General features: G+C 57.4%; 23 protein-coding genes and 1 pseudogene. 15 read left to right on the top strand and 9 right to left on the bottom strand.

Annotated features, from left to right (window positions below; translation table 11 throughout):
* Nucleotides 1-4: 4 nt before the first annotated feature.
* Nucleotides 5-778, bottom strand: a complete 774-nt coding sequence (gene djlA, locus SCD_RS08320; RefSeq protein ID WP_009205540.1) for a co-chaperone DjlA — start codon at nucleotides 776-778, stop codon at nucleotides 5-7.
* A 226-nt stretch (nucleotides 779-1,004) separates the two neighbouring features.
* Between djlA and SCD_RS08315 the strand changes: the two genes are divergently transcribed.
* Nucleotides 1,005-1,541, top strand: a complete 537-nt coding sequence (locus SCD_RS08315) for a DUF2058 domain-containing protein (RefSeq protein WP_009205541.1) — start codon at nucleotides 1,005-1,007, stop codon at nucleotides 1,539-1,541.
* Between the two features lie 129 nt (nucleotides 1,542-1,670).
* Here the strand turns inward: SCD_RS08315 and SCD_RS16115 are convergent.
* Nucleotides 1,671-1,892: pseudogene (locus tag SCD_RS16115) on the bottom strand (IS30 family transposase); the annotation flags it as partial.
* Between SCD_RS16115 and SCD_RS16995 the strand changes: the two are divergent.
* Nucleotides 1,869-1,991, top strand: coding sequence for a hypothetical protein (locus SCD_RS16995; protein WP_269763893.1), 123 nt, complete (start codon nucleotides 1,869-1,871; stop codon nucleotides 1,989-1,991). The pseudogene SCD_RS16115 and the gene SCD_RS16995 overlap by 24 nt on opposite strands.
* Nucleotides 1,992-2,140: 149 nt before the next feature.
* On the opposite strand, the gene SCD_RS08310 is transcribed toward SCD_RS16995, so the two are convergent.
* From SCD_RS08310 to dapC, 3 genes are all read right to left on the bottom strand, one after another.
* Nucleotides 2,141-3,922 carry an N-acetylglutaminylglutamine amidotransferase gene (locus tag SCD_RS08310; protein WP_009205543.1) on the bottom strand — a complete coding sequence of 594 codons (1,782 nt, stop codon included), beginning with the start codon at nucleotides 3,920-3,922 and terminating at the stop codon, nucleotides 2,141-2,143.
* Nucleotides 3,923-3,996: 74 nt separating this feature from the next.
* Nucleotides 3,997-4,818, bottom strand: coding sequence for a 2,3,4,5-tetrahydropyridine-2,6-dicarboxylate N-succinyltransferase (gene dapD / locus SCD_RS08305; RefSeq protein ID WP_009205544.1), 822 nt, complete (start codon nucleotides 4,816-4,818; stop codon nucleotides 3,997-3,999).
* The gene (dapC, locus tag SCD_RS08300; RefSeq protein WP_009205545.1) at nucleotides 4,815-6,026 is read right to left on the bottom strand and encodes a succinyldiaminopimelate transaminase; all 1,212 of its coding nucleotides are present in this window, start codon (nucleotides 6,024-6,026) and stop codon (nucleotides 4,815-4,817) included. Before dapC ends, dapD begins: the two co-directional genes overlap by 4 nt.
* Nucleotides 6,027-6,079: 53 nt before the next feature.
* On the opposite strand from dapC, the gene SCD_RS08295 reads away from it, so the two are divergent.
* Genes SCD_RS08295 through SCD_RS08285 form a run of 3 tightly spaced genes read left to right on the top strand, consistent with a single transcriptional unit; the run spans nucleotide 6,080 to nucleotide 8,983 of the window.
* On the top strand, nucleotides 6,080-6,964 hold the full coding sequence (locus tag SCD_RS08295) for a DMT family transporter (RefSeq protein ID WP_009205546.1): 885 nt from the start codon (nucleotides 6,080-6,082) through the stop codon (nucleotides 6,962-6,964).
* A gap of 26 nt (nucleotides 6,965-6,990) precedes the next feature.
* The gene (locus tag SCD_RS08290; protein ID WP_009205547.1) at nucleotides 6,991-7,389 is read left to right on the top strand and encodes a VOC family protein; all 399 of its coding nucleotides are present in this window, start codon (nucleotides 6,991-6,993) and stop codon (nucleotides 7,387-7,389) included.
* Complete coding sequence (locus tag SCD_RS08285; protein ID WP_009205548.1) at nucleotides 7,373-8,983, top strand: SagB family peptide dehydrogenase; 1,611 nt, start codon at nucleotides 7,373-7,375, stop codon at nucleotides 8,981-8,983. The genes SCD_RS08290 and SCD_RS08285 overlap by 17 nt, the downstream gene beginning before the upstream one ends.
* A gap of 6 nt (nucleotides 8,984-8,989) precedes the next feature.
* Here SCD_RS08285 and SCD_RS08280 read toward each other — a convergent pair whose 3' ends face one another.
* The 3 genes from SCD_RS08280 to queF are packed head-to-tail and all read right to left on the bottom strand — an operon-like array spanning nucleotide 8,990 to nucleotide 11,313.
* Nucleotides 8,990-9,547, bottom strand: coding sequence for a PilZ domain-containing protein (locus tag SCD_RS08280; protein WP_009205549.1), 558 nt, complete (start codon nucleotides 9,545-9,547; stop codon nucleotides 8,990-8,992).
* Nucleotide 9,548: 1 nt separating this feature from the next.
* Nucleotides 9,549-10,889 carry an FGGY-family carbohydrate kinase gene (locus SCD_RS08275; RefSeq protein WP_009205550.1) on the bottom strand — a complete coding sequence of 447 codons (1,341 nt, stop codon included), beginning with the start codon at nucleotides 10,887-10,889 and terminating at the stop codon, nucleotides 9,549-9,551.
* A 4-nt stretch (nucleotides 10,890-10,893) separates the two neighbouring features.
* A complete protein-coding gene (gene queF, locus SCD_RS08270; protein ID WP_009205551.1) occupies nucleotides 10,894-11,313 on the bottom strand; it encodes a preQ(1) synthase in 420 nt (139 codons plus the stop codon).
* A 105-nt stretch (nucleotides 11,314-11,418) separates the two neighbouring features.
* Here queF and SCD_RS08265 point away from each other — a divergent pair, with 105 nt between their 5' ends.
* The 10 genes from SCD_RS08265 (at nucleotide 11,419) to def (ending at nucleotide 22,630) form a co-directional block, all read left to right on the top strand.
* Nucleotides 11,419-11,658 carry a type II toxin-antitoxin system Phd/YefM family antitoxin gene (locus SCD_RS08265; RefSeq protein ID WP_009205552.1) on the top strand — a complete coding sequence of 80 codons (240 nt, stop codon included), beginning with the start codon at nucleotides 11,419-11,421 and terminating at the stop codon, nucleotides 11,656-11,658.
* Nucleotides 11,658-12,086: a type II toxin-antitoxin system VapC family toxin gene (locus tag SCD_RS08260; protein WP_009205553.1), complete on the top strand. Its 429-nt coding sequence runs from the start codon at nucleotides 11,658-11,660 to the stop codon at nucleotides 12,084-12,086. The genes SCD_RS08265 and SCD_RS08260 overlap by 1 nt, the downstream gene beginning before the upstream one ends.
* 2 nt (nucleotides 12,087-12,088) lie before the next feature.
* Complete coding sequence (gene smc / locus SCD_RS08255) at nucleotides 12,089-15,610, top strand: chromosome segregation protein SMC (RefSeq protein WP_009205554.1); 3,522 nt, start codon at nucleotides 12,089-12,091, stop codon at nucleotides 15,608-15,610.
* A 181-nt stretch (nucleotides 15,611-15,791) separates the two neighbouring features.
* Nucleotides 15,792-16,994 carry a cell division protein ZipA gene (locus SCD_RS08250; protein ID WP_009205555.1) on the top strand — a complete coding sequence of 401 codons (1,203 nt, stop codon included), beginning with the start codon at nucleotides 15,792-15,794 and terminating at the stop codon, nucleotides 16,992-16,994.
* Between the two features lie 186 nt (nucleotides 16,995-17,180).
* Nucleotides 17,181-19,205, top strand: coding sequence for an NAD-dependent DNA ligase LigA (gene ligA, locus SCD_RS08245; protein ID WP_009205556.1), 2,025 nt, complete (start codon nucleotides 17,181-17,183; stop codon nucleotides 19,203-19,205).
* 2 nt (nucleotides 19,206-19,207) lie between these two features.
* Nucleotides 19,208-20,110 (top strand): UTP--glucose-1-phosphate uridylyltransferase GalU, encoded by a 903-nt coding sequence (gene galU, locus SCD_RS08240; protein WP_009205557.1) that lies wholly within the window; start codon nucleotides 19,208-19,210, stop codon nucleotides 20,108-20,110.
* Nucleotides 20,110-20,658, top strand: a complete 549-nt coding sequence (locus tag SCD_RS08235) for a hypoxanthine-guanine phosphoribosyltransferase (RefSeq protein ID WP_009205558.1) — start codon at nucleotides 20,110-20,112, stop codon at nucleotides 20,656-20,658. Before galU ends, SCD_RS08235 begins: the two co-directional genes overlap by 1 nt.
* Nucleotides 20,659-20,931: 273 nt before the next feature.
* Nucleotides 20,932-21,297: a four helix bundle protein gene (locus SCD_RS08230; RefSeq protein ID WP_009205560.1), complete on the top strand. Its 366-nt coding sequence runs from the start codon at nucleotides 20,932-20,934 to the stop codon at nucleotides 21,295-21,297.
* Between the two features lie 63 nt (nucleotides 21,298-21,360).
* Entirely contained in the window at nucleotides 21,361-22,107 is a 747-nt protein-coding gene (locus SCD_RS08225) for an S-methyl-5'-thioinosine phosphorylase (protein WP_009205561.1), read from the top strand.
* On the top strand, nucleotides 22,097-22,630 hold the full coding sequence (def, locus tag SCD_RS08220) for a peptide deformylase (RefSeq protein WP_009205562.1): 534 nt from the start codon (nucleotides 22,097-22,099) through the stop codon (nucleotides 22,628-22,630). Before SCD_RS08225 ends, def begins: the two co-directional genes overlap by 11 nt.
* A gap of 45 nt (nucleotides 22,631-22,675) precedes the next feature.
* Here the strand turns inward: def and SCD_RS08215 are convergent, their stop codons facing one another.
* Nucleotides 22,676-23,449, bottom strand: a complete 774-nt coding sequence (locus SCD_RS08215) for a cephalosporin hydroxylase family protein (RefSeq protein WP_009205563.1) — start codon at nucleotides 23,447-23,449, stop codon at nucleotides 22,676-22,678.
* Nucleotide 23,450: the final 1 nt, after the last annotated feature.

Here is a 23,450-nt window from a genome sequence, read left to right as displayed (position 1 = left end):
CAGGTCAGATATTTCTGTTTTTCTTGATCAAGTCGTAGGCAAGCTGAATCTCTTTTGCTTGCTCAGTTGCAACGGCGATCATATCTTCCGGCATGCCCTGTCCCATCAATTTGTCGGGGTGGTATTGGCTCATCAACTTGCGGTAGGCGCGCTTGATTTCCTGATCCGTATTTTCTTTAGTAACCCCCAAGGCTTTATAGGCATCATCTAATGCTTCTGCTGGATTGGTTTGTTGACTGCCGAAGCGGGATTGATTCAGCACCATGTCCATCAACTGCTTGAACGCAGCCTGGTCGTAGCCAAGATAACGTGCGACCTCAGTGAGCAGTGCTTCTTCAACCGGATGGAAGTGCCCGTCCGCCAGTGCGATGACGATGAGATATACCAGCAGCACTTGCTTCAGATCCCGGGTCTGGCCGCAAATAGACATAAAACGTTTGCACGTCGGCTCAATTTCGAATGCCGGGTCAGCCCCCTTGTTGAACCATCTGATCGCCTGCGTGCGGTGATCTGTTGTCATGCCCAGTTTCTGTATGAACTGCTCGACATGATCTATTTCGATTTGTGAGATCTGCCCGTCAGCCTTGGCCAGTTTGCCCATCAAGAGGAACACTGTTTCCAGGAATACGCCTTGGCGAAGTGCATTCGTCAGGGGGTTCATCCCGCCGGCGCCCAGGGCTCTCGCGCGATCAATAATAGCCCCGACGATATAACCAAGGATCGAACCGAAAAATCCGAACAAGAGAAAACCTGCAATGACGCCGATGAACTTAAACAAGGTGAAAACTCCAAAGTGAATAATTGAGCGGGACGGACTGCGCTGAATACATGAATTATACCGACATCCATGTCGCTGTTTCACCCAATCACGGCAACACGGCGTAATGCCTGTCTACTCAGCAGTAGGCGGGTATGCGGAGTCGACTTTTGCTATGATAGCGTCTTTTCACTGGCCAAGCTGGCGCCACTGCCTAGGCCAGCGGACCCTCTACGGAGTAGCACATATGGCTTCCTTCCAAGATCAGTTTTTGAAAGCTGGCCTGGTCGACAAAAATAAAGTCAAACAGGCCAATCATGACAAGAGCAAGCAGAATAAGGTCGAGCGCCGGACCGGTACGCAGAGTGTTGATGAAGTGCGTCTGGCTGCACTCGAAACGCAACGCAAGAATGCCGAGCGGGCCCGCGAACTCAATGCTCAGCGCGATGCAGCTGCCACCCAAAAGGCGATCGTGGCGCAAATTGCACAGATGGTGCAAGAGAATCGCCAGAGCAAGGGCAACGGCGACATTGCCTACAATTTTACCCGCGACAATAAGATCGAACGGCTGTATGTGTCGGCCACGGTCCAGGCACATTTAACGGCCGGCCGCCTGGTGATCGTCTGCCAGGGCGGTTTCACCGAATTGGTACCCAGAGTTATCGCCGACAAGATCGCCGAGCGCGATGCCTCGCTCGTCGTTCGGGTGAACAAGGCCAACACCGAGATCGATGCGAACGATCCGTATGCCGCCTTCCAGATCCCGGACGACTTGATGTGGTAGCTCGTTGGCTGCCTTGCGCGGGACCGTGCCATGAGCAGCTGCTCAGATTATCCGATGTGTATGTCCTCTCCTCGGCAATTGCTGCCGGTGGCATCCAGAGGCGCCAATGGCTGGTATGAAATCTTGGATTCAACCGGTGGATGCAACAGATTGGCTGAATCGTTCAGCAGGCGTTTCGTAGTTTAGTGTTTTCCTTGGCCGCTCATTCAATTTCCTAGCCACGGCATTTAGTTGTGCTTGTGAGTAGTTTGAGATGTCGGTTCCCTTGGGGAAATACTGCCTCAACAGCCCATTCGTATTTTCATTAGACCCGCGCTGCCAAGGACTATGAGGATCGCAGAAGTAGACCTGCTTGCCGTGATTGATTGGGCGAGCCGCCGAGTATTGTCGTGGCGGTTGTCCAACACCCTGAGCACAGACTTCTGCGTCGAGGCGGGACAGGAGTGTTGAGCATAGAGCAGCCACTAGCGCTAAATGCTAAAATTGGCCCATCGATTCTATAGCAGTCATTCGTTGTTACCGATTTTTTAGCCTCGCTGACTGGCGGCTTAGGCAGACAAGATGAAGATCGTGTAAAGCCGGTAAGAGGTGGTTATCTTCTAGCAGTTGTCCACGTTCAGTTGCAGCCACAGTTCCAGCAGGGCCAGGTGCCATAGCTTGCTGCCCTGGATACGGGTGAAATGGGCTTCCGGTTCGGCCAGCAGCTTGTCCACATAGGAACGCTGGTAGAGGCCGCGTTTTATGCAGGCGTCCGACAGCAGGATGCCGCGCATGAAGTCGAGGAAATCCCCGCGCACGTATTTTAGCGCCGGTACCGGAAAGTAGCCCTTGGGGCGGTCGATCACCGCATCCGGGATTATGCCGCGGGCGATGGCCTTGAGTGGAAACTTTCCGCCTTCCTTGAGTTTCAGCGAAGGCGGCATCTTGGCCGCCAGTTCCACCAGTTCGTGGTCGAGGAAGGGGACGCGCGCTTCCAGGCCCCACGCCATGGTCATGTTATCGACACGCTTGACCGGGTCGTCGACGACCAGCGTGGTGGCGTCGAAACGCAGCACCTGGTCGAGGAAACAATCGGCTTTGGGTTTGGTGAGTTCCCGCTCTACCAGTTCGGCGGTGACGTCCGGCACATGCCAGGCCGGGGCGACGGTTTCCAGGTACTCGACATGGTCGCGGTCGAAATAGTTGAGGCGGAAGCGGTCGATGGCGGAGTCTGTGGCTTCGTCCATTCGCGGATACCAGAAGTAGCCGCCGAATACCTCGTCCGCACCTTGCCCGGAGAGCACCACCTTCACTTCATCCGCAACCCGCTCGCCGAGCAGGTAGAACGCCACCGCGTCCTGGCCGACCATCGGTTCGGCCATGCTGGAAACCGCCTCGGGCAGGCGCTTCAGGACTTCAGCGTTGGGTATCAGGTATTTGTGGTGGCGGGTCTTGAAGCGTTCCACCACCTGGTCTGAATACTCGAACTCGTCGGCCTTTTCCGCGCCTTCGCCGACATCCTCGAAACCCACCGAGAAGGTCAGCAGATCGTCCACATGGTCGGCCAGCAGGCCCACCAGCAGGCTGGAGTCCAGTCCGCCAGAGAGTAGCACCCCGACCGGCACGTCGGAGGCCAGGCGATGGCGCTCCACGGCGCGGGTCAGCACGGTGCGGGTGGCGCTAAGCCAGTCCTGTTCGGACAGTGCATGCGCCGGGCGGGTGGCGTCCAGGCTCCAGTAGGTGCGCTGGGTAAATTGGCCTTCGGTACTTACCGTCATGGTGGTGGCCGGGGGCAGTTTTTTTACGCCGTTGAGGATGGTTCGCGGGGCAGGCACTACGGCGTGCAGGGTGAAGTAGTGGTGCAGGGCGATCGGGTCGATACTGGTGTCCACGCCACCTGCGGCAAGCAGCGCCTGGACGCTGGAAGCGAAGCGCAGGCTGGCGCCGTCCAGCGAGTAATACAGAGGCTTGATGCCGAAGCGGTCGCGCGCCAGAAACAGGCTGGTGTGGCGCATGTCCCAAACGGCGAAGGCGAACATGCCGTAGAAGCGCTCCACGCACTTCTCGCCCCAGGCATGGTAGCCCTTGAGTATGACTTCACTGTCGCCTTCGGAGAAGAAAGTGTAGCCCATCTCCACCAGTTCGCTGCGCAGTTCCTTGTAATTGTAGATGGTGCCGTTGAACACCAGGGAAAGGCGGAGCTCCTTGTCCACCATCGGCTGGTCGCCGCTGGGGGAGAGGTCGATGATGGCGAGGCGCCGGTGACCGAAAGCCAGCGGGCCGTCGCTGATCAGGCCTTCGTGGTCGGGGCCGCGGCGGGCGAGTTTGTCCGACATCCGCTGAATGGCCGCAGTGTCAGGAGAGGTGTTGTCAAAGCGCAATTCGCCGCAGATGCCGCACATGGTTAAAGGCCTATGCCACAGAGTTCACAGAGACATTGATACCTCCATTCTGTGAACACTGTGGCAAAAAGAGGTTAGATCCCGCGCAGCAGTTCGTTGATGCCGACCTTGGAGCGGGTCTTTTCGTCGACCTTCTTCACGATCACGGCGCAGTACAGGCTGTAGCTGCCGTCCTTGGAGGGCAGGTTGCCGGACACCACCACCGACCCAGCGGGAACGCGGCCGTAAGTGACTTCGCCGGTTTCGCGATCGTAGATCTTGGTGGACTGGCCGATGTAGACGCCCATCGAGATGACCGCGTTGTCTTCGACGATAACGCCTTCGACCACTTCGGAGCGGGCGCCGATGAAGCAGTTGTCGCCGATGATGGTGGGGTTGGCCTGAACCGGTTCGAGCACGCCGCCAATGCCGACGCCGCCGGAGAGGTGTACGTTCTTGCCGATCTGGGCGCAGGAACCGACGGTGGCCCAGGTGTCGACCATGGTACCTTCGCCGACATAGGCGCCGATGTTGACGTAGGATGGCATCAGCACCACGTTTTTGCCGATAAACGAGCCACGGCGTGCAGCGGCAGGCGGCACCACGCGGAAGCCGCCATCGCGGAAATCCTTGGAGTTGTAATCGGCGAATTTGGACGGCACTTTGTCGAAGTAGTTGGTAAAGCCGCCCTTGATGAAGAAGTTGTCTTCCATGCGGAACGACAGCAGCACCGCCTTCTTCAGCCATTGGTGGGTGACCCAGTCGCCGTTGATTTTTTCCGCTACGCGCAACTCGCCTTTGTCCAGCAAGTCGATCACCTGCTCGACGCTGTCCTTGAGTTTGGAGTCGACGTTGCGCGGGGTGATGTCGGCGCGGCGTTCAAAGGCTTCATCGATGATGCTTTGTAGTTCGTTCATGTTGTTTTTCCTGATGACAAGGTTTTGACGAGATTCTGGATTCTTTCCGCTGCTTCCACGCATTGCGCCAATGGAGCGACCAGTGCGATGCGGACGAAATTGGTGCCGGGGTTGAGTCCGTGCGCCTCGCGCGCGAGAAAACTGCCGGGCAAAAGCGTGACATTATAATCCCGGTACAGTGCTTTCGCGAATTCCGTATCGGATACCGGTGTCTGTGCCCACAGGTAAAACGCGGCATCGGGCTCCTCTACTTTGAGGGCCTGCTGCAGAAGCGGGGTGACGGTGGCAAATTTTTCCCGGTAAAGGCGGCGATTTTCCTCGACATGGGCTTCATCGCTCCAGGCTGCCGCACTAGCTGCTTGTATCGCAGGGTTCATGGCGCAGCCATGGTAGGTGCGGTAGAGCAGGAATTTTTCCAGGATCGACTCGCAGCCGGCGACGAAGCCGGAGCGCATGCCGGGCACGTTGGAGCGCTTGGAAAGGCTGTTGAACACCACCAGTCGGCCGTAGTCCTCGCCGCCCAGCTGGTGCGCGACCTGCAGCGCGCCGAGCGGGGGTACATGCTCAAGCGGATACAGTTCCGAATAGCATTCGTCGGCGGCGATAATGAATCCGTATTTGTCGGACAGATCGAACAGATGCGACCATTCCTCGATATTCATCACCTTGCCGGAGGGGTTGCCGGGAGAGCAGGCATAGACCAGCTGGGTGCGTTTCCAGATTTCCTCAGGGACGCTGGAAAAATCCATGGAGTAGCCATTCTCCGGTGTGGTATTGAGGAAATAGGGCGTAGCCCCGGCGAGCAGCGCCGCGCCTTCATAAATCTGGTAAAACGGGTTGGGGCAAATGATGATCGGGTCAGGCTTGCTGGTGTCGATGACCGCCTGAGCGAAGGCGAACAGGGCCTCGCGGCTGCCGTTCACCGGCAGGATCTGGGTGTTCGGGTTGAGCGGTGGAATGCCGTAGCGGCGCTCGATCCAGGCGCCGATAGCCTGACGCAGCGCATCGCTGCCCTGGGTTGTGGGATAATTGGCCAGTCCGTCCAGATTGTCAGCCAGGGCGCGGCGGATGAAGTCGGGCGTAGCGTGCTTCGGTTCGCCGATGGAAAGATTGATCGCACTGTAATCCGGGTTGGGCGTCACGCCGCGGAACAGGTCGCGCAGCTTCTGGAACGGGTAGGGGTGGAGCAGGTCGAGGTTGTGGTTCACGATTTTCGGTACGGTAACGTTTCTAGATGCACAACATTATAAAGGCTCGCAGCGTGGCATCCAAAGAAAAACTTCTGGCCATTTCCGGTTTGCTCTCGGGCGCGATCATCTGGGGATTGATCTGGTATCCCTACCGGTTACTCGAACAGATGGGTGTTTCAGGCGCGCTTTCCAGTTTTGCCACCTACTTGATTCCGCTGATACTGGGCTTCACCCTGTATTCAGAGCGTTTGCGGCTGCGCCATTTCCCCCCGATTCTGTTGCTGATCGGGCTGACGGCGGGCTGGACCAATCTCGCCTACGTGCTGGCAGTCATCGACGGCGAAGTGATGCGGGTGTTGTTGCTGTTTTACCTTTCGCCACTGTGGACGGTGCTGCTGGCGCGCCTGCTCCTGCACGAACGCCTCCGATTTCACGGTTACCTGGTGATGGTGCTTTCTTTTGCGGGCGCCGTGGTGATGCTGTGGCGACCGAACCTGGGCCTGCCGCTGCCGCAGAATACGGCGGAATGGATGGCGCTTTCCGCCGGCTTGACGTTCGCCGCCACCAATGTGCTGTCACGCCGCGCCGAGGCATCCGATATCTGGCTGAAATCGCTGAGCGTATGGGTCGGCGTCAGTGTGCTGTCGTTGCTGGCGCTGATCTACCAGCCCGCCACGCTGGCGGCTTTGCCGATGTTGCCTGTTTCCGGATGGATGTGGCTGCTGTTGGTCAGTATCCTGATTTTTGCCGTGACCCTGACCGTGCAATACGGCTTGGCCCGGGCGCCGGCTAACCAGGCGATCGTGATTTTCCTGTTCGAGCTGGTAGTGGCGGCGGTAGCAAGCTACCTCCTCGCCGGCGAGGTGATGACAGCTCAGGAATGGCTGGGCGGCGCGATGATCGTTGCCGCCAGCCTGTTTTCCGGTAAGCTGGAACATGATACTTACCCAGCCTAGTAAAATTTGAGCGGACTAAATATTCTATGCCTGAAATTAGCGGATTTTTGCATGCCTCCCTGCTGGTCTCAGACCTGGCACGGGCTCGCACCTTCTATGAAAACGTGCTTGGGTTGACCCCTTCATCCGCCAGGCCGGAGATGTCCTTCGATGGCGTGTGGTACGAGATTGGCGCACAGCAGATTCATCTGCTGGCGCTGCCCAATCCTGATCCCGTGGAAGGGCGGCCCGCACATGGCGGACGCGACCGCCATATCGCCCTTGCCATTAACGACCTGACTGTGCTCAAACAGACACTGGATCTGGCTGGCGTTGCCTATACTTTGAGCAGCTCCGGCCGGCCCGCATTATTCTGTCGTGACCCGGATGGCAACGCGATCGAGCTAATTCAACAGGTGCGATATTCACATGACTACAGCACTTGATGCCGTGCTGGCTTACCACCAGCGCAGCAAGCACCAATTCCAGCGTTATGCAGCGGGGCCGGACGGGATGGACTGGAACAGCCAGCCTGATCCCTTCCGCACCTATGCCGGCAGCCCGCGATTGGAACTGCCTTTGCTGGATGCGTCTGCCGGCCCAGGCTATGCCGAGCTCTATCAGCAGCCAAGCATCGCGCCTCAGCCGCTTGATCTGAACAGCCTGGCTGCATTGCTGCAGTTGTCTTTCGGGATCTCGGCCTGGAAGCAATATGATGAGACTCGTTGGGCACTGCGCTGCAACCCGTCCAGTGGCAATCTGCATCCGACCGAAGCCTATGTGGTGGCGCAAGGCTGCTTCGGGCTTGTGGATGGGGTGCATCATTACGTGAGTCGTGATCACCTGCTGGAGCAACGTTGCCGTTTTGCCGACGTAGAACGCGTCTTGCCGACGAACGTCTTTCTGCTCGGACTGACCTCGATTCATTGGCGTGAAGCCTGGAAATACGGCGAACGCGCCTTCCGCTATTGCCAGCACGATGTCGGACATGCCATCGCCGCTGTACGCTATGCAGCCGCAGCGCTCGGCTGGACGGTGAAATTGCTGGATAGCTGGTCGGATGTCGAGATTGGCCGAGTGCTTGGCACAGACCGGAGCGAGGATAATGTCCAGGCTGAACGAGAACACCCTGACATCCTGTTGCAGGTGTCGCCACTGACTGGAACTGAGGCGGTCAAGCCAGAAAAATTGTTGCGGGCATCTGGCGCTGGCGGGTGGCTAGGGCAGGCAAATACGCTCTCCGTCTACCACATGCACGACTGGCCGGCCATAGACGAAGTCGCAGCAGCCTGCACCAAGCCTGAAACGCAGGAAAGCACCTGGCAAGCATCGAAGTTGCCTGAGCCATTGAATTCGTCCTGTATCCTCAGCGCCATTGAAATCATTCAGCAGCGACGCAGTGCCCAGTCTTTTGACGGTATCGGCAGCATTCCGATCAACGTCTTTTTCCGGATGCTCGACATGACCCTGCCGCGCCCTGGCATCCCGCCCTGGGATGAGATTTCATGGGCGCCACGGATTGATCTGGTGCTGTTTGTTCATCGTGTCGATGGTCTGGAACCGGGGTTGTATCTATTTCTGCGTAATGCGGAACGTGGGGACACGCTACGCACCTTGTTCAGCAAGGAGTTTGAATGGAAACGGGTGGACGGCTGCCCTGCGCATTTGCCGCTATTCCGCTTGGTGGCGGCCGATATGCGCGATGCCGCGCGCGCTTTGTCTTGCCATCAGGAAATTGCTGCAGACGGCGCCTTCAGCCTGGGTATGCTGGCCGAGCACGAAGCGAGCCTTGCTTTGGGACCTTGGGTTTACCGGCAACTCTTTTGGGAAGCGGGCATGTTGGGACAGGTGCTGTATCTGGAAGCAGAAGCGGCCGGAGTGCGCGGCACGGGAATCGGGTGTTTCTTTGACGATGGGGTACATGAGGCGCTGGGGCTGCAGGGGAATAGAATGCAAAGTCTTTACCACTTCACTATTGGGGTGCCTTTAACGGACACCCGCTTGCAGACCTTGCCCGCCTACGGTCACCTGAAACGCTGATATATCCTAGCGCGAATGTTGCTGCACCTCGCGGCGATGGTAGCGGAAAACGGTGCGGGAGAGCCAGTCCTGGGCTTCTTCGCTGAGATGAGTGAATGTGGCGTAGATCCTGGTGCCACCCGACTCTGACTGAATGGATTTGATTTTTGCGGGCAGAACCAGCGGTTGTGGCAATTTCGGGCTGATGTAAGCGGAAATAACAATATCATCCCCCTCCATGGCCGCTTCTTTGCTGATCCATTCCATGCCCTCGGCGCTGACAAAGACGGGGCAGGTCGAGGGCCGGACTGCATGCTGTGTCAGCAGCTTGGCAACCAGACTAAGTGTCAGGTCGATTTTGAATTCGAGGCGCTCCAGCACTTTGCCTACGCCAGCCCCCAGGTCACCATCCAGCTCCGGTTGCATCGCCTCGATCGTGGCCAATGCCCGTAGCAGCGTGACGTTACCATACATCCAGACGGCGATATCCCCATCCGAAAGCTCAGCCTCCGGGTGCCAGCTCAGAGGGATAGCGGTGAAGTAGGAAACCCCTTCCTGAGATAACACTCTGTTCAGTCTGTCCATTTTAGTTTTTTCTCTCCGCTTGTGATTGCTCGTAGCATAGCAAATTTTCTCCTCTGGCCGCCAGCAGTGCGCTGCCAAATGCAGCTTCAACCTGGGAGGAAGGCTGCACGGGTACGCCAAGGAATCGGGTGCGCATCGAGGTCCATGCCGGATTGTCGGCCCCGCCTCCGGCAGTCAGTACCGATTCGAGCGGGTCTGCACCCAACTCCTGTAGCAGGCGGTAACCCTGTGCCTCGATTCGGGCTATCCCCTCCAGCAAGCCATGCAAAAACAGGGCATCCTCTTGCGGTCTGGGTGTCAGGCGCGGTTCAAATTCGGGATCGTTGATCGGGAAACGCTCTCCAGGGCAGGGCAGGGGGTAATAATCCAGGCCGCTATCTGTTTCTGGAGGAATGCGGGAACTCAATACTTTCAGTCGGGGGTCGCTGAAAAATGATCGCAGCACCGCGCCGCCGCTGTTGGAGGCGCCGCCCGCCAGCCACAGGTTGCCGATACGGTGGCTGTAGATGCCGTATTGCGCAGCATCCACCCGTTTCCGGCTGAGCAGTTTCAATACCAGGGTCGAGCCGAGCGATGTGACCGCCTGGCCGGGGCGGCAGGCTCCACTGGCGATAAAGGCAGCGATACTGTCGGTGGTGCCGGCACGAATGAGGCAGTTGCGGGGAAGGGAGAGGTGCGCGGCGATTTCTGCGGTAACCGGACCGATCGCGGTTCCCGGTGCCAGAACGCGCGGCAACAGAGGGACTACCTCCAATTGCAATAGCCATTCCGGGTAGCGCAAGGTTTCCGGATCGAAACCGAGCTTGAGGCTGTTGTGATAATCGCTGATGCCCGGTCTGCCATGCAACAGTGAGGCCAGCCAGTCAGCCTGGTGCAGAAAAAAACGGGCGCAGGGAAATTCGGGCTGTTTCTGGAACCAGAGCAGCTTCGCCAGACTGGAGCTTGCACTCAGCACCGGGTGACCGGGTGGGGTAATCTGCGCCAGCTGCTTTGCCTCGTCCTGAGCCCGCGCATCGTTGTAAAGCAGCGGCGGGTAAAGCGGCCGGTTTTCAGCATCGCATAATAGCGCGGTGGTTGAAGTGCCGTTGATGGCGATGGCACTGAGTAATCGCCGGATGTCTGCCGGAATCTGGCCGATCAGGTCAAACAGGGCTGCACGCCAGGCTACTGCGGTTTGATCGGTATAGCCAGATCGCGCCTCGGCTAAAGTGTCTCCGTTGCTGTTGATCGCAATGGCACGAGCACCGCTGGTGCCGAAATCGATACCTAAAAAAGCGTGAGGGGTGAGGAGTGAGGGGTGAGGAGTGGGTTTGTCCGAAGGTTTTAAGTCCCCATTCCTCATTACCTTATCCTCGCGTATTGGAATTGGCCTCGAATGCGGTCAAGTCGACGCGGGGTTGCGGTTCCCAGCCCGGTTTGCGGTGTTCGGCTACGACATTGGTGAAGATGCCGCCGCGTACGTAGAATTTCGCCGTCAGGCGCATGAAGCGTGGCTGAGTCGCGGTCACCAGGTCGTTCAGGATACTGTTGGTGACGGCTTCGTGAAATGCGCCCTCGTTGCGGAACGACCAGATATACATCTTCAGGCTCTTCAGTTCGACACACTTTTGATCCGCGATATAGTCGAGATACAGCGTGGCGAAATCGGGTTGGCCGGTCTTCGGGCACAAACAGGTGAACTCCGGGATTTCCATGTGGATGTGGAAATCCCGTTCCGGGTTCGGGTTCTCGAAGGTTTCCAGGCTTTTGCTGGGTTGGCTGGACATGGGTGTATTTTCCTAGGTTAGATGCCGGCAATTATATCCTGATGAGTGGTATTTGGCTTTGGTGGATGCTATGATGACCATGTAAATGACCATGAGGACTAGCCTATGAATACCGTCAGCGTTGCCGAAGCCAAAGCCCACTTGAGTGAATTGCTGAATCAGGTCGAAGCGGGCGAGGAGATCGTGATTACCCGTCGTGGACAACCGGTGGCGCGCATCAAAGGGTTTGACAAGGCATTGAAGCCGATCGATTTTGAAGAAATGGATCGCTTGCGGGCGAGCTTGCCTGCATCTACGGTGTCAAGCGCTGAACTGATCCGGCAAATGCGCGACGAAGGGTATTGATGCTCTACTTCGATACCAGTTTCATCGCTCCACTTTACATTCCTGAGCCGAATTCGGATGAAGTTCGTCAGTTGACTTATACCCTGTCCCAGCAATACATCGCGATCAGCGAATGGACGTGCGTCGAATTTTCCAGCATGGTTGCGCGCAGGGTGCGCATGCAGCAACTGGGCGAGAATGTGGCGCAGGGCCTGCTGACCGCGTTTGAACGCATTTCTCATACCCAGTTCGTGATTTTGACGCCAAGTCAGGTGGATTACCGTCTGGCTGACCAGTTTCTGCGCAATTTCGCCACCGGTTTGCGTGCAGGCGATGCGCTGCATCTGGCCATTGCCAAAAACAATGGAGCCAGCCATATCTACAGCCTGGATCAGGGGCTGATCAAGGCCGCTGCAATGCTTGATCTTCCTGCCGGTAGCGGCCTTTAACCTTGCGCCTCACCCACATCAAACTCGCCGGCTTCAAGTCCTTCGTCGACCCCACCACGATTCCCGTCCCCGGACAACGGGTTGGCGTTGTCGGCCCGAATGGGTGTGGCAAGTCCAACGTGATCGACGCGGTGCGCTGGGTGCTGGGCGAATCGCGGGCGCGGGAACTGCGCGGCGAATCCATGCAGGACGTAATTTTCAGCGGCTCTGCCACGCGCAAGGCGGTAAGTCGAGCCAGTGTCGAGCTGATCTTCGACAACAGCCTGGGTAAAGCCGCCGGACAATGGTCGCAGTACGCTGAAATCTCCGTCAAAAGGGTCCTCACACGTAGCGGGGAATCTTCCTACCATATCAACAATCTGCACGTCCGCCGCCGCGATATCACCGATATTTTCCTGGGTACCGGGCTGGGCGCGCGCGCCTACGCCATCATCGAGCAGGGCATGATCTCGCGCATCATCGAGGCGCGGCCCGAGGAGTTGCGCGTTTTTCTGGAAGAGGCGGCGGGAATTTCCAAGTATAAGGAACGGCGCCGAGAAACCGAGCTGCGCATGAAGGATACGCGCGAGAACCTGCTGCGCGTCGAGGACGTACGTCAGGAACTGGGTAAACAGATAGCCAGGCTGGAAACTCAGGCTGAGGTGGCACAGCAGTATCTGGGCCTGCAGGCTCAATTGAAGCTGTCGCACAACCTGCTGGCTTTGCTCAGAAAACGTGAGGCGGCGGCACAGTGCGAGCGCTGGCAGCGCGAAGTGGCGCGCCTGAGCAATGAGCTGGAAGCTGAAAATGCATGTCTGCGCCAGGCCGAGAGCCAGCTGGAACAGTCGCGGGAAGCCCATTACGCGGCCAGCGATGCGCTGCATGAGGCGCAGGGCGGTATTTATGCGGCCAATGCCGAGGTTTCCAGACTGGAGCAGAACCTGCAGCACCAGCGTGAAAGCCGCCAGCGCCTGGCCGCACAGTCTTCTTCCCTGCGCGAACAAGGCGAGCGCCTGGCAAGGCAGCGCGACGAGGCAATCGCAGCCTTGGCACACTGGCGCGGCGAATTCGCAGTGGCGGGTGAGCGCTTGGTGCAGAACAAGGAACAGTTGGAGCAGGAGGGCTGCAATCTGCCACTTGCCGAGGAGAGTTTCCGTGATTGCCAGCGTCGCTACAGCGAGCTGCAACGTGGCCTCGCTCAGGCCGAGCAGGCGAAGCAGATCGAGGAAACCCATCGCACACATGCGCAAAGGAATGTTCAGCAACTGCAAGCCAGGCAGCAGCGTTTGCAGCAGGAGGCCAGCAGCTTGCCGAGCTTCGATGTTGCGGCGCTGTCGCTGAAAGAGGTTGAGCTTACCGATGTGGCGGGCCAGTTCAAAACGCTTCAGGCTGAATTGGCGCAGCTGCTTGCGGTTCTGCCTGAACTGGAAAAGGGTGCACATGAAGCCAGGGGCGGGCTGCAAGCGGAGCAGCGACTGGCCACCGAGTTGGAGGCCCGGCTGAATGCCCTGAAACACCTGCAAAGCCGCCTTGACCATAACCAGAAATTGCAGGCGTGGCTGGCAAAACACCAGCTGGAAAGCTTGCCGCGGCTGTGGAGCAGTCTGCGCATAGAAGCGGGCTGGGAGGATGCGCTGGAAAGCGTGCTGGGCGATCGCCTGAATAGCATTGCGCTGGAAAACATCGAGCAGGCGCAGGAATGGCTAGGGGATGCACCGCCTGCGGCGGTCACGGCATTTGAGTCATCTGGTGGAGCGCATGAATCCGTATCTGATGCGGTACTTACCCTTCTGTCCCGCCATGTTTCCTTGGCGGATGGCGGTGCCCCGGCATTCCTCGGCGACTGGCTGGCTGAAATCTATGTAACCGAGAGCGCCGCCGATGGCTTTGCTCAGCGTAAAAATCTGCCGTGCGGGGCGATGCTGGTGTCGCGGGCGGGCCATGTTTTTACCCGCCACAGCATTCGTTTCCATGCGCCGCAAAGCGAGCTGCACGGGGTGTTGGCACGCCAGCGCGAAATCGAGCAGTTGCAGGCGGATCTTGAAGTGAAGCAGGTAGAACTGGGACAGCGGCTAACCGCGATGGTCCAGGCCGACTCTGCGCTGGCACAGCAGCAGAAGGAGATTGCCCGGCTGCGCAGCGTAACGAGTGAAGAGCAGCAGAAGCTGCACCGCCTGCAGCTTGAGGTGCAGCGGCTGGTTCAGGTCAGGCAGCAGGCCGAGCAGCGTCAAAAAGGGATATCGGTGGAACAGGTGGAAATCGCCGAACAGCTTGAGTCTGAAAGCGAGCAGCTTGCGGCGGCGGAGGAAAGCCTGAAACTGGGTCGCAACCAGACCGAGGTGCTCCGCGAGCAGTTGGATGAAACTCGCCAGGAGCGTTCCGGTGTCGAGCAAAATCTTAACCGGCAACGCGAAGCGCTAAGGCAGACGGAGCGTGCCGCACAGGAGGCGGTGTTCGTCGAGAAGAACTGTCAGAGCAAGATCGGTGAGCTTGAGGTTTCAAGCGCCCAGCTCGCCGAACAGGCCGAAGAAGCGGTCATCCAGCTTGAAAACCTGCTCGCCGAGCAGCAGGGGGGCAGCGAGGAACCGTTAAGTCATGCGCTACAGCTGGCGCTAAGCCAGCAGCAGGAAAAAGAGAAGGCTCTGGCGTTGGCGCGCGACGCCCTGGCCGAAGCGGCTAACCTTCTGCGCGAACTGGAGCAGCAGCGCATGAGCAGCGAGCAGAAACTGCAGCCGCTACGCGACCAGATCAGCGAGATGCGCCTCAAGGAACAGGAGGCGCGTCTTGGCCAGGAGCAATACGAGGGCCTGCTCAGGGAAGCCGGTGCCGACGAGGCAGAACTGGTGCAAGCGATGGAGAAAAACCTCAGGCCCAATGCCCTGCAGGGCGAGATCGTCAGGCTCACGGCGGAACTCGAAGCGCTCGGCGCGGTCAACCTGGCTGCGCTGGAAGAGCTGCAAGGCAGCCGGGAGCGCAACGGCTATCTTGAATCCCAGGCCAAAGACCTGAACGAGGCCATCGATACCCTGGAGCAGGCGATCCGCCGCATCGACCGTGAAACGCGGGAGCGCCTGCAAAGCACTTATGATCAGGTAAATCGCAATTTTGGCGAACTTTTCCCATCGTTGTTCGGCGGTGGCCAGGCCAGACTGATGCTGACCGGCGAGGAACTTCTCGATGCCGGGATACAGATCATCGCCCAGCCGCCGGGCAAGAAAAACAGTTCGATCCACCTCCTGTCCGGCGGAGAAAAGGCTCTGACCGCGCTGGCGCTGACTTTTTCCCTGTTCCAGCTCAATCCGGCGCCCTTTTGTCTGCTCGACGAGGTGGATGCACCGCTCGACGATTCAAATACCGAACGTTTCTGCGAACTGGTAAAAAAAATGTCGATACAGACCCAGTTCGTTTATATCAGCCATAATAAGATCACGATGGAAATGGCGGAACAACTGGTTGGGGTCACCATGCAGGAAATGGGCGTGTCGCGCGTGGTGGCGGTAGACATCGAAGAGGCAATGCGGATGAAGGATGAAGTGCCGGCGTGAGTTATAATTTGCACAGCAATAACCCGAAAAAATGCGTTTACCGCAAAGGACGCGGAGGAAAAACAAGTCATTGCCGTGTTGTGCCAAGTCTCCCGCTAAGCGAGTGCGTTTTTTCGTCAAGCATTTGAATTCCTCTGCGTCCTCCGCGGTTCAATAGATTTTGTAGAATAATGGAAATTTTATGAGCGAATTGCAGATCAGTTTGCTGGCGATCGGTCTTCTGATCGTTGCCGGTGTGTACGGTTTTAACCGTTACCAGGAAAGGAAATATCGGCGCATTGCCGAGAAGGCTTTCCCCGCCAGGCAAGAGGATGTGCTGCTTGAGGGCGGCGCCGACACAGTACCCGATACCCCTACGGATGCGCACGAAGTTGCCAATTTTCGCGATGAGTCGCGGATCGAACCGGTTATTTCGATGTCGCCGGAGGAGATGCCAGTGGAGCCGGCTGAAGAGCTGGCGGCAGCCGACGTGAGCATTGAGCAAATCGAGCCCGTCCCCGCAGTTGTATCGCCTGAAGAGAAGGCAAAGCCACTTCTCAGCACTCAGCTCGAAGACAGACCGGTCGTGTCGCAGGATGAAACCATCAATTACCGGGTTCAACTTCACCCGAGCGAATCGATTGGTGCAGCTGCTCTCAATGAGGCGATACAGCGCCAAGGCGATTTCGGTAAACGTGCGCACTGGTTCGGCATGAATTCACTGACCGGCGGATGGGAAGAAGTCGGGCAGGGAAGTGCTGAGGAATACCTTAATATTGCCGCGACATTGCAGCTGGCGAATCGCACCGGGCCTGTTTTCGATTCTGATCTGGCTGCTTTTTGCAGCCAGGTTCAAACTGTTGCAGACGAACTGGTGGCGGTCGCCGAATTCCCGAAACGGCAGCCCGCGTTGGCGCTCGCCGCTGCACTTGACCAGTTCTGTGCCGATGTTGACGTGCTGATCGGCGCCAATATCATCACGCAGAATGGCGAAGCCTTCGCTGCCACCAAGGTTAGGGCCATGGCTGAAGCGGCCGGAATGAAATTACAGTCGGACGGTGCGTTCCACTATTTCAACGACGATGGTGCAGATTTGTTCTCGCTGGCCAATCTGGACCCGACGCCGTTCTCCGCAGAAAACATCCGCCAGCTCAGCACCCATGGCATCACCTTTCTGTTCGATGTGCCCAAGGTTGCCGACGGCGTGCGCGTATTCAACCAGATGCTGATGGTAGCCAGGCAGATGGCCTCCTCTCTGGGTGGGCAGGTGGTGGACGATAACCGCCGACCGCTGAGCGATGCCGGAATCGCCAAGATCAAGCAGCAGCTTGCCGACATTTACGCAAGGATGGAGGCGCAACAGATCAAGAGCGGTAGTGCCCGCGCGCTGAGGCTGTTTTCCTAAATGCTGTCATCCATAAACATCCATCGCCCTCGCCCATTTGAAGCATCTCACACTCCTCCCCCTTGATGGGGGAGGGCGGGGGAGAGGGTGATGGAAAGGGTGATAAAGCATGAAAATTCTTACCCCTCTCCCCAACCCTCTCCCGCAAGGGGAGAGGGGGAACAGCATCACAGGATGAATACTGGAATGGTTTTACCCGCCGACATCGTTGCCCGCGCCCGTTTCTTGCGCGAGGAACTCGAGCGGCACAACTACCTATACTACGTTCTTGATGAGCCGGAAATTCCGGATGCCGAGTACGATAAACTGTTCCGCGAACTGGAGTGGCTGGAAGCGGAAAATCCGCTGCTCGCTACTCCCGATTCACCCACTCGGCGCATTGGCGCTACCCCCCTAGCCGAATTTTCCCAACTGACTCACCGCGTGCCCATGCTTTCCCTCAACAATGCGTTCGAGGATGAGGAAGTGGCGGCATTCGACCGGCGCGTGCGGGAGGGCCTCGGTGTTGAGAGGGTGGAATATGCGGTAGACACCAAATTCGACGGTCTGGCGATCAGTCTGATCTATGAAAACGGCATCCTGCTTCAAGGCGCGACGCGGGGCGACGGCTACACTGGTGAGGATGTGACCACCAATTTGCGGACGATCAAGGCCATTCCGCTGCGGCTGCATACGACAAATCCGTCGCAACTGCTGGAAGTGCGAGGTGAAGTGCTGATACTCAAGGCAGACTTCGAAAAGCTTAACCGCCAGCAGCGGGATAAGGGCGAAAAGGAATTCGCCAACCCGCGCAACGCCGCCGCCGGTTCGCTACGCCAGCTCGATCCACGCATTACGGCCACGCGTCCGTTGACCTTCTTTGCTTACGGTCTGGGTAGTGTCGAAGGGGTGAATTTGCCACGTAAACTAAGTGCTGTCATGGATTACCTGGAAAGCCTGAGAGTGCCGGTTTGCCGTGAGCGCAAGGTGGTGCAGGGGGTTGATGGCCTGCTGGAGTACTATCGCATGATCGGCGCCAGGCGCGATAGTTTGCCTTACGATATCGACGGCGTGGTGTACAAGGTCAACGACCTGGATAGCCAGGAGCGGTTGGGGTTCGTCGCGCGTGCGCCGCGCTTCGCCGTTGCTCACAAATTCCCGGCACAGGAAGCGATGACCGAACTGCTGGGGATAACCGTGCAGGTAGGGCGGACTGGCGCATTGACCCCGGTGGCGCGGTTGAGGCCGGTTTTTGTTGGCGGGGCGATGGTGTCCAACGCCACGCTGCACAATGAGGACGAAATTCGCCGCAAGGATGTGCGCATTGGCGACACTGTGATCGTGCGTCGCGCCGGCGACGTCATTCCGGAGGTAGTGGGCGTGGTGCCGGGGAACCGTCATGCCGGCGCGCAGGAATTCAGTTTGCTGGAACTATATCCGGTGTGCCCGGTATGCGGCTCCCATGTCATCCGCCTGCCGGATGAGGCGGCGGCGCGTTGCAGCGGCGGGCTGTTCTGCCCGGCGCAACGCAAGCAGGCTATCCTTCACTTCGCCAGTCGCCGTGCCATGGATATCGAGGGCATGGGCGACAAGCTGGTGGATCAACTGGTGGACAAGGAACTGATCCACACCCCGGCCGACCTGTATAAACTGAGCATGAACACCCTGGCCAATCTTGACCGTATGGCGGAAAAATCCGCGAGCAATACACTGGCGGCGATCGAGGCCAGCAAGAAAACCACCCTGGCGAGGTTCATTTTCGCCCTCGGTATCCGCAACGTGGGCGAGGCGACTGCCAAGGATCTGGCGCGCCATTTTGGCGGCCTCGACGCCCTGATGGCTGCAGATGATGGGGCGCTGCAACAGGTGCCGGATGTGGGGCCGGTGGTGGCACAGAGTATCGTCCAGTTTTTTGTTGAGCCACACAATTGCGAGGTGATCGCCCAACTTGTCGCCGCCGGTGTGCACTGGGAGGAGGGTGCAGGGTCGCCTGTCAGCACCAGCCCGATCAGCGGAAAAACCTTTGTGCTGACCGGAACCTTGCCGAACTTGACACGGGATGAAGCCAAGGAAAGAATCGAGGCTTTGGGTGGCAAAGTAACGGGTAGCGTGTCGAAGAAGACGGATTTTGTGGTTGCCGGCGCAGAGGCGGGCAGCAAACTCATCAAAGCGCAGGAGTTGGGCGTGCTTGTGCTGGATGAAATTCAATTAAAAGAAATGTTGGGGGAGTAAGCATGGAAAGAAGAGTTTCTGGGGGAGTCGGCACGGAAAGAATCACCAAGGCAGTTTTTCCGGTTGCGGGTATGGGTACACGTTTTTTGCCGGCAACCAAGGCCAGCCCGAAGGAAATGCTGCCGATCGTGGACAAGCCGTTGATCCAGTATGCGGTCGAGGAGGCCGTGGCAGCGGGTATTACCGAACTGATTTTCGTCACTGGACGTAGCAAACGCGCCATCGAGGACCATTTCGATAAGGCCTATGAAATGGAGGCAGAGCTTGAGGCGCGCGGCAAGACCAAAATTCTTGAGATACTGCGCAGCATTATTCCTCCCAACGTGACGTGCGTCTATATTCGCCAATCCGAGGCGCTGGGTTTGGGGCATGCCGTGTTGTGCGCCAAGCAGGTGGTAGGGAATGAACCGTTTGCGGTAATCCTGGCTGACGATCTGCTCGATGGCGAGCCGCCCGTGTTGAAGCAGATGGTTGACCTGTATGCGCATTATCACAGCTCGGTGATCGGGGTGCAGGAAGTGCCGCGCGAGGAAACCTCGGCGTACGGCATAGTTGATGGCAAAGAACTCGATAATGGTATCTACAAGATGAATGGTATCGTTGAGAAGCCTAAGCCTGAGGAAGCGCCTTCCACGCTGGGTGTGGTGGGGCGCTATATTCTGACGCCCCGCATTTTCAGGCATCTTGAGAAGGTACAGGCCGGTGCGGGTGGCGAAATCCAACTGACCGACGGCATTGCCTCGCTGCTCAAGCAGGAGCAGGTGCTGGCCTACGCGTATAAGGGCACCCGTTACGACTGTGGCAGCAAGATCGGCTATCTCAAGGCAACCATACAGTTTGCCCTGAAGCATCCGGAAGTGAACGGCGAATTCCGGAATTATCTTTCTTCTCTTGAACTAAAATAATGATTTCGGCGCAAGAAGCACTGGATATTCTGGATGGGGCAGAGCAAATCTGTACCGCCGAGGAAGTCACCGCCACTGTCAAAAGGATGGCCGGTGAAATCGGCGCGTCCCTTGGGGAATCTCACCCGCTGGTGTTGAGCGTGATGGGGGGCGCTGTGGTATTTAGCGGCCAGTTGTTGCCGCTGCTCAATTTTCCGCTGGATTTCGATTATATCCATGCCAGCCGCTATGGCAATGAAACGCAGGGCAACACATTGCAATGGAAGGTGATGCCCAAGGAGAATGTGGCGGGGCGGGTAGTGCTGGTGCTCGACGACATTCTGGATGAAGGCCACACCCTCGCGGCGATCCGCGACAAGGTGCTCGAACTGGGAGCCCGCTCGTTTCACTGCGCCGTATTTTCAGACAAGGTAACAGGCCGGCCAAAGCCAATCCAGGCTGATTTTATCGGGATCAGCCTGCCCAATCGTTACGTGTTCGGCTTCGGTATGGATGTGCGCGGGGCATGGCGCAATTTGCCCGCGATATATGCGGTCAAGGAGTCCTGAGCGAAAAGCAGTCCTGAGTCCTGAGTGGGAAGTGCTGAGTGCGTGGTGTCGCTGCGCGATGATTCTTTGGACTCAGGACTCAGGACTCAGGACTCAGGACTCAGGACTCAGGACTCAGGACTCAGGACTCAGGACTCAGGACTCAGGACTCAGGACTCAGGACTCAGGACTCAGGACTCAGGACTCAGGACTCAGGACTCAGGACTCAGGACTCAGGACTCAGGACTCAGGACTCAGGACTCAGGACTCAGGACTGGATAGGGTGGGAGTGTCATGGTAGTTCAAAAGTTCGAGGACTTGGTTGCGTGGCAAAAGGCTCGTTTACTGACGAAACGAATTTATTTACTTACAGCGAGCGAAGTATTTTCACGGGATTATGGTTTAAAGGGTCAAATTCAGCGGGCTGCTGTTTCAGTGATGTCCAATATCGCAGAAGGGTTCGAGCGTAGCGGCTTGCCAGAATTCCACCAATTTTTGGTGATCGCAAAGGGTTCATGCGCAGAAGTCAGGTCCCAGCTATATATTGCGTTGGATATTGGTTACATCAGTGAAGCCGAATTTGATGAAGCCAGTTTGTTGGCAGAAGAAGTTGGCAAAATAATCGGTGGTTTAAGGTCTTCAATTAAGCGCCAAATTTAATCAGAATTCAGCACTGCTTTTACTCAGCACTCAGGACTGCTTTCAACTCAGGACGTTACTATTATGTTAGGAATTATCGGCGGTACCGGATTGGCTCAGCTGGCAAATCTGGAGATTACGCATCGGCAGGTGATCCGCACTCCTTTTGGCGAGCCATCCGGCGCGCTGACTTTCGGCAAGATCAAGGATCATGAAGTCGTGTTCATGGCACGGCACGGCTACGGCCACTCCATTCCTCCACACGAGGTCAACTACCAGGCCAACATGTGGGCGATGCAGGCTCAAGGGGTGAAGAATGTCGTGTCGATCGCCACGGTCGGCGGAATCAACCCGGATTACGAGCCGGGTTCCATTGTCATTCCCGATCAGATCATCGATTACACCCACGGGCGCAAGGCTACTTATTTTGATGGAAATGGCAAATCGGTCACCCATGTCGATTTTACCAAGCCTTATTGCGAAAAAATGCGCCAGCAGTGCATGCAGGCGGCAGCGGAGGCCGGTGAGAAAGTCATTGATGGTGGCGTCTATGCCGCAGTGCAGGGGCCACGCCTGGAAACAGCGGCGGAGATCAACCGTCTGGATCGTGACGGTGCCACCATGGTGGGCATGACCGGCATGCCGGAGGCAGTGCTCGCCCGCGAGTTGGGGCTTTGTTATGCCGCCATTGCGGTGGTCGCCAATCACGCCGCAGGGCGAAATACCAGCAAGCACGCCATCAGCTTCGAGGAAATCGACGTCGTGCTGAATCAGGCCATGCAGCGTGTGCGACTCATCCTGGAACACGTGGTGGGGCTGGATGGCGATTAAAACCGTATTACGCATGGGTGACCCGCGGTTGCTGGAGATGGCAGCGCCAGTGGTCGCATTCGATACCGCCGAATTGCACGAGCTGTTGCAAGACATGCGCGATACCATGGACGCCCTCAGCGGCGCAGGGTTGGCCGCCCCACAGATCGGAGTCGGCCTGCAAGTGGTGATTTTCGGCGTGGCCGCCAACCCGCGCTACCCGGATGCTGAACTGGTGCCGGACACAGTACTGATTAATCCGGCGCTAACGCCGCTTGGCGACGAAATGGATCAAGGTTGGGAAGGGTGTCTGAGCATACCGGGTCTACGTGGCTTGGTGCCCCGCTACAAGCAGTTGCGCTATCAGGGATTCGATCAGTTCGGCAATCCGATAGACCGCACCGTGAGCGGTTTCCATGCGCGGGTGGTGCAGCATGAGTGCGACCATTTGCAGGGCATACTGTATCCGATGCGGATCAGGGATATGAGTCAGTTTGGATTTGTCGAGGAATTGTTCCCCGATAATAGGCCAATTGCTGAGTAGGCGTGACCAGTGAAGCAACTGTCCGGCGGATGCAAATCCAAGAAATCAAGGTAGGCTCACTCGTTTCAAATATCCATCTGGCGCCACGGTAATGAGCAGTTTATGGGGAATGCTTTTGTCGATCTCAAATTCGGGATGAGTTTTCAAGTATTCCCATACTGCGGTTTTCGGGTTGTTTCCAGGCCCCCAAGGGCGGTCGGGATACATGTCCATGGGCAAATCCTCGATGATGGTGTCAAACACTACGCAATAGCTGCCAACCGATGCCAAGGGTGCGTAAGCTTCCAGCTCCGCCAAGACGTGATCGTGGGTATGGTTGGAGTCTAGAAAAACCAGGACGCGCTGGTAATCCTTCGCAATCGCTTTAACCTGTTCGATAACTTCTGGTGCGATGCTGGAACCCTGAATCATCTGAATGCGCAACGCCATGGGATGCGCCTCGATGGCGGCTCGGTTATGAGCCCGGATATCGATATCGATGCCCAGCACCTTGCGATTAGAGATTTTCGGGTCGAGTTTCTCACCTGCCTCGATGGCATCACACATATCCAGCATTGCCAGCATGGAAGCGCTAAATATGAGCGACCCTCCGTGCGCAATCCCTGTTTCAATGATGAGATCTGGTTTGATTGACCAGATCAGTTCCTGCATGGCCACCATGTCCTGAGGGTACTGGATGATGGGACGGCCTTGCCATGAGAAGTTATATGAATAGTTATGTTTGGCGCTGTCGCGAATCCACGCTACTGAGTCTTTACAAAGGTTGGTGTCTGAACCCAATTGTTTAATGTTTGATGTGACTAGATCTTGATGGTTCATT

It is taken from the genome of Sulfuricella denitrificans skB26, from assembly GCF_000297055.2.
Lineage (GTDB): Bacteria > Pseudomonadota > Gammaproteobacteria > Burkholderiales > Sulfuricellaceae > Sulfuricella > Sulfuricella denitrificans.
This window is presented reverse-complemented; position numbering and strand designations above follow the sequence as displayed.

Coding starts and splice junctions, on each gene's coding strand:
- SCD_RS08275 (WP_009205550.1), bottom strand. CDS start 10,889: ATGAGGAATGGGGACTTAAAACCTTCGGACAAACCCACTCCTCACCCC.
- galU (WP_009205557.1), top strand. CDS start 19,208: ATGGAAAGAAGAGTTTCTGGGGGAGTCGGCACGGAAAGAATCACCAAG.
- SCD_RS08285 (WP_009205548.1), top strand. CDS start 7,373: ATGACTACAGCACTTGATGCCGTGCTGGCTTACCACCAGCGCAGCAAG.
- SCD_RS08280 (WP_009205549.1), bottom strand. CDS start 9,547: ATGGACAGACTGAACAGAGTGTTATCTCAGGAAGGGGTTTCCTACTTC.
- SCD_RS16995 (WP_269763893.1), top strand. CDS start 1,869: ATGAGGATCGCAGAAGTAGACCTGCTTGCCGTGATTGATTGGGCGAGC.
- SCD_RS08290 (WP_009205547.1), top strand. CDS start 6,991: ATGCCTGAAATTAGCGGATTTTTGCATGCCTCCCTGCTGGTCTCAGAC.
- SCD_RS08250 (WP_009205555.1), top strand. CDS start 15,792: ATGAGCGAATTGCAGATCAGTTTGCTGGCGATCGGTCTTCTGATCGTT.
- SCD_RS08265 (WP_009205552.1), top strand. CDS start 11,419: ATGAATACCGTCAGCGTTGCCGAAGCCAAAGCCCACTTGAGTGAATTG.
- queF (WP_009205551.1), bottom strand. CDS start 11,313: ATGTCCAGCCAACCCAGCAAAAGCCTGGAAACCTTCGAGAACCCGAAC.
- def (WP_009205562.1), top strand. CDS start 22,097: ATGGCGATTAAAACCGTATTACGCATGGGTGACCCGCGGTTGCTGGAG.
- SCD_RS08225 (WP_009205561.1), top strand. CDS start 21,361: ATGTTAGGAATTATCGGCGGTACCGGATTGGCTCAGCTGGCAAATCTG.
- SCD_RS08260 (WP_009205553.1), top strand. CDS start 11,658: ATGCTCTACTTCGATACCAGTTTCATCGCTCCACTTTACATTCCTGAG.
- SCD_RS08230 (WP_009205560.1), top strand. CDS start 20,932: ATGGTAGTTCAAAAGTTCGAGGACTTGGTTGCGTGGCAAAAGGCTCGT.
- SCD_RS08215 (WP_009205563.1), bottom strand. CDS start 23,449: ATGAACCATCAAGATCTAGTCACATCAAACATTAAACAATTGGGTTCA.
- SCD_RS08235 (WP_009205558.1), top strand. CDS start 20,110: ATGATTTCGGCGCAAGAAGCACTGGATATTCTGGATGGGGCAGAGCAA.
- SCD_RS08315 (WP_009205541.1), top strand. CDS start 1,005: ATGGCTTCCTTCCAAGATCAGTTTTTGAAAGCTGGCCTGGTCGACAAA.
- SCD_RS08310 (WP_009205543.1), bottom strand. CDS start 3,922: ATGTGCGGCATCTGCGGCGAATTGCGCTTTGACAACACCTCTCCTGAC.
- ligA (WP_009205556.1), top strand. CDS start 17,181: ATGGTTTTACCCGCCGACATCGTTGCCCGCGCCCGTTTCTTGCGCGAG.
- dapD (WP_009205544.1), bottom strand. CDS start 4,818: ATGAACGAACTACAAAGCATCATCGATGAAGCCTTTGAACGCCGCGCC.